The organism is Paenibacillus sp. A3, assembly GCF_001399685.1.
Lineage (GTDB): Bacteria > Bacillota > Bacilli > Paenibacillales > NBRC-103111 > Paenibacillus_G.
The window spans coordinates 1-3233 of the sequence record NZ_JTHN01000300.1 but is presented as its reverse complement, the minus strand read 5'-3'; the positions used below and the strand labels follow the sequence as shown (position 1 = coordinate 3233).

The window sequence follows — 3233 nt, the reverse complement described above, 5'->3', positions numbered from 1 at the left end:
TTCTTGTCCACGGTGGAGAGGATCGTTTTCTCGTCCTCGTGCTTGAAGACGATTTTGCCGATCTCTTGGCCCAGCTCTTGCTGTTTCTTAATGGTAGCGGCGTCGAAATTCACTTTCTGGTCGGATTCCTTCGCCAGTTCCTTTGGATCAAGCTCCACAAATTTGCCTACCACATCTTTCGGCAGCGGCAGCATCGGAATGTTCGGTACCTTCACCCAAATTTTTTGATCGGTCATCACGATCGGCAGATTGATGTTCATCGCCATATCGCCTTTGAGCTTGGCTTCGATGTTCATTTCCATTTGGAACGGTTCTTGCTGGTAAGCGCCAGTTACGGCCACTTCCATGTTTTTGAGCATTTGCGCCCCTACGGCAAGCTGCGGATTTTCTTCCAAAGCGTCGGCTGGGAAGTCCATGTTCATCGCGAAGGTCATTTTGTAATCGGCCGATTTCATATCCGCAGCCGTTTGGAACGCCTTCTCCAGCGTTTCCTTCGGTGCTGGCTTTGCTCCGCAGCCGGCGAGGACTGCCATCACAACCAGCAGCGCGCAAAGTGCAAGTGCAATTTTCTTCCTGTACATCTGAGTTGATCCCCTCTCCAAATCTGACTCTATTTTTGCAACATTGCTTATTCTATTACAAAAAAATAGATTTGAAAAGGAATGATTGGTAAATCATGTCGAATTTCATAGTCTAATGGAACGAATATCCTACTTCGGAACTAGATTGCGAATGGGCGACTCACGATTGGATTGCCGCCTCTGCCTTTGCTTTCCGTTCGGCCCACATCCGGTAAGGGATAAGCATCACAAGGCAAACGACAAAGAGTGCATAAAATTGCGGGTTCGGAATGCGGTTGATGCGAAAAACGGCATCGAGCGCCGCCACGGAAAAAGCAAACAGCATTCGCCCTTTGCAGGTTGTCGGGGACGATTTGGGATCCGTAATCATGAAGAAGGAGAAGAGCTGCAGCGATGCGCCCAGAAGAGGTCCCAAAGCGGCGTACAGCGGGGCGCCGAAATAAAAATGACGGATCAGCGCAAACAGCGTGAAGCTGCCGAGGAACGTAAGCACCGAGTCCAACCGGTTCGCAATGTAGCAGACGACGATGCCAAGCGCCAAAATCACCGCCATAACGGGTAAGCCGTTCGTCCACTGCTTCGGCGTGCTGACCGCAAACTCGGGAAGCATGAACAGCATGATTACCATCGCGACATTATTAGGGTTGAAGATGTGTCCGCCTTTGAACCGTATCGCATATTTGATGACAATGGCGAGAAACGATGTGAGCGCGTAAGTCCATACGACATGAGAGCTGAGCAGCAGGCTGACCCCGATGCCCGTGATGACTGCGCTGAGGGGGAACTGCCAGATTCCCCTTTTCAGCCGATACAGGACAAGTTCAGTACCGGCGGAGGCGATCACAGAGACGATGACGGCGTCCCATTTCTGGAAAAAGCCGAGATACACTTGACCGGCGACGGCGAAGCTGCTCAAAAACAGCAGTACGAAATACCGGGGGTCGATTTTGTAATCCGACCAGGATACGACGGTACGCAGTTTGGTGGATAGTTCGTTGCGCATACAATCCTCCATTCATTTCGATATAGGTTGGATTTGAAACCGCCGGTACGCCGGTTGACGGCCGGACCTCGGTCGGATCGTTTTCCATTCGACCCGGTGACGGGAGGTGACCCCTTGTTCGTGCTCTCCAAGCATGCCCTTCAACCGGTTCTCGGCTTCCGCCTTTTGCAGCGCGGCCGCCTTCTCCGCGAGGTCAGCCCGTTGATACCGTTCGATCCAGTCTTCGGCGTCGTTCAAGAGCGCTACGGGATGCGAATGCGTCTCGTCCGGGGGAAACATCCGGAGCAGCAGCGCCGAGGAGGCGGGCGAACCGTCCCAAGCGGGCGGGCGTCTCGACAGTACATGTCCGTGCCAGAAGCGGGATTCTTTCTCAATCAGCTCCGTTATCCGTCTCTCCTCGCGCTCCAAGCGGAACGTGCGGAACTTGTTGCCTCCGATCAGGACGGCGATCCACCAATGGTCCGCTCCGGTGACAGCCATCAGATGGTGACACTGTATGACGATGCGCTCCGGAAGGACGGCTTGCTCCCATTCGTCCTTGCGGTATTCGCCTGCGGTCTTGCAGAGCAGACCGGCTTGTTGACCGACGAGCCAGCGATCGATGGTCGCCAGCATAAACGGGTGGTGCGGATGCTGGAAAAGCGAGTGGCGGCGAATCGCCTTAAGCCCGGTCCGCTCCATGAACCGGCGGGCGATAAAGTCTTTCATCTGCTTTCCCAGCCGCATCGCTTCGGTTTCGGGAGGGGAGAGCGCTTCTCCGAGTTTGTCCATATACACATCCATCGGACCTTTCCACGGGTCTGCCCCGCAGACGGCCGCGGCATCGCTTCCTCCCAGGCCGCGGCGCCGCCAAGCCAGCCATTCCTCATGGGAGAGATCCTTGGTACGCACGAGCGTTTTGGCCCACATGTAGCGAAGCGGCCTCCTTTCGTCGGAAATTTTTTCAGCGATGGTCATTCCGGCAGCAGTTCGCGGAGGAGCCGGGCCCCTACCGCATATAGGGCAAGCTGACGGGAGCGGCTTTCCTCGTGCAGCGGAAGCATGGAGAGGTAGAGCAGACATTCGATCCCGCGAACCGCTTCCAGCCTGCTGCCGAGCCTCGCGTCCCATTCGTCGCGCAGGCTGGTCTGAAGCGGCGTAAACGGAATGTCCAGCTCAAGCCGGCCCGGCGCGTGGACGAGCGAGAAGCGGTTATGGGAAATATGCTCGTAGCCGCTCAGGCTGTGCCGGATTTTGGCCAGATCGTATCTTTGATCGCCGTATAGCCCCCGCTTGCCGAAGCTTCCGCGGGGATCGATCAGCTTCAGTTCGCGTGTCGCCGGGTGATACAGTATATTCCCGAAGCACATGTCTCCGTGCAGAAGAGCGGGAACGGAATCCGTCAGCAGCTCGCGGAATACGGCGATCCCGCTTTCGAACAAGCGGACCGGGCAAGGAAAGTCGGCCCCGTTCAAACGAAGCTTCCCCGTCCGGTGCACGTCCGCCGCCCAATGGCTTCGCGCCAAAAAGGAGGCGAGCCGCTGGCGCGTTTTGCGGATATACATGTCCGCGAGCTGATGCCGGGTTACGCCGGCCGGATACCGGGCAAAGGTGCGAAAGATGTTGTCGATCCGCTCCCACACGGCCCCCCATTTCGGCTGCGCAGCCTC

Annotated in this window: 3 protein-coding genes and 1 pseudogene; all 4 read right to left on the bottom strand. The window is 56.4% G+C overall.

All coding sequences use genetic code 11. The features are described from left to right. Positions 1-581 (bottom strand): annotated as a pseudogene (locus QJ48_RS33435) (hypothetical protein); the annotation flags it as partial. 160 nt (positions 582-741) lie between these two features. After that, the gene (locus QJ48_RS33430; protein ID WP_054977615.1) at positions 742-1584 is read right to left on the bottom strand and encodes an RnfABCDGE type electron transport complex subunit D; all 843 of its coding nucleotides are present in this window, start codon (positions 1582-1584) and stop codon (positions 742-744) included. Positions 1585-1596: 12 nt separating this feature from the next. Then, the gene (locus QJ48_RS33425; protein ID WP_054977614.1) at positions 1597-2493 is read right to left on the bottom strand and encodes a YqaJ viral recombinase family protein; all 897 of its coding nucleotides are present in this window, start codon (positions 2491-2493) and stop codon (positions 1597-1599) included. Positions 2494-2537: 44 nt separating this feature from the next. After that, on the bottom strand, positions 2538-3233 hold a 696-nt coding region (locus QJ48_RS37810), incomplete at its 5' end, for a hypothetical protein (RefSeq protein ID WP_054977613.1).

Bases quoted from the DNA above. Each gene is read 5' to 3' on its own strand.
- QJ48_RS33430 (WP_054977615.1), bottom strand. From the start codon at position 1,584: ATGCGCAACGAACTATCCACCAAACTGCGTACCGTCGTATCCTGGTCG.
- QJ48_RS33425 (WP_054977614.1), bottom strand. From the start codon at position 2,493: ATGTGGGCCAAAACGCTCGTGCGTACCAAGGATCTCTCCCATGAGGAA.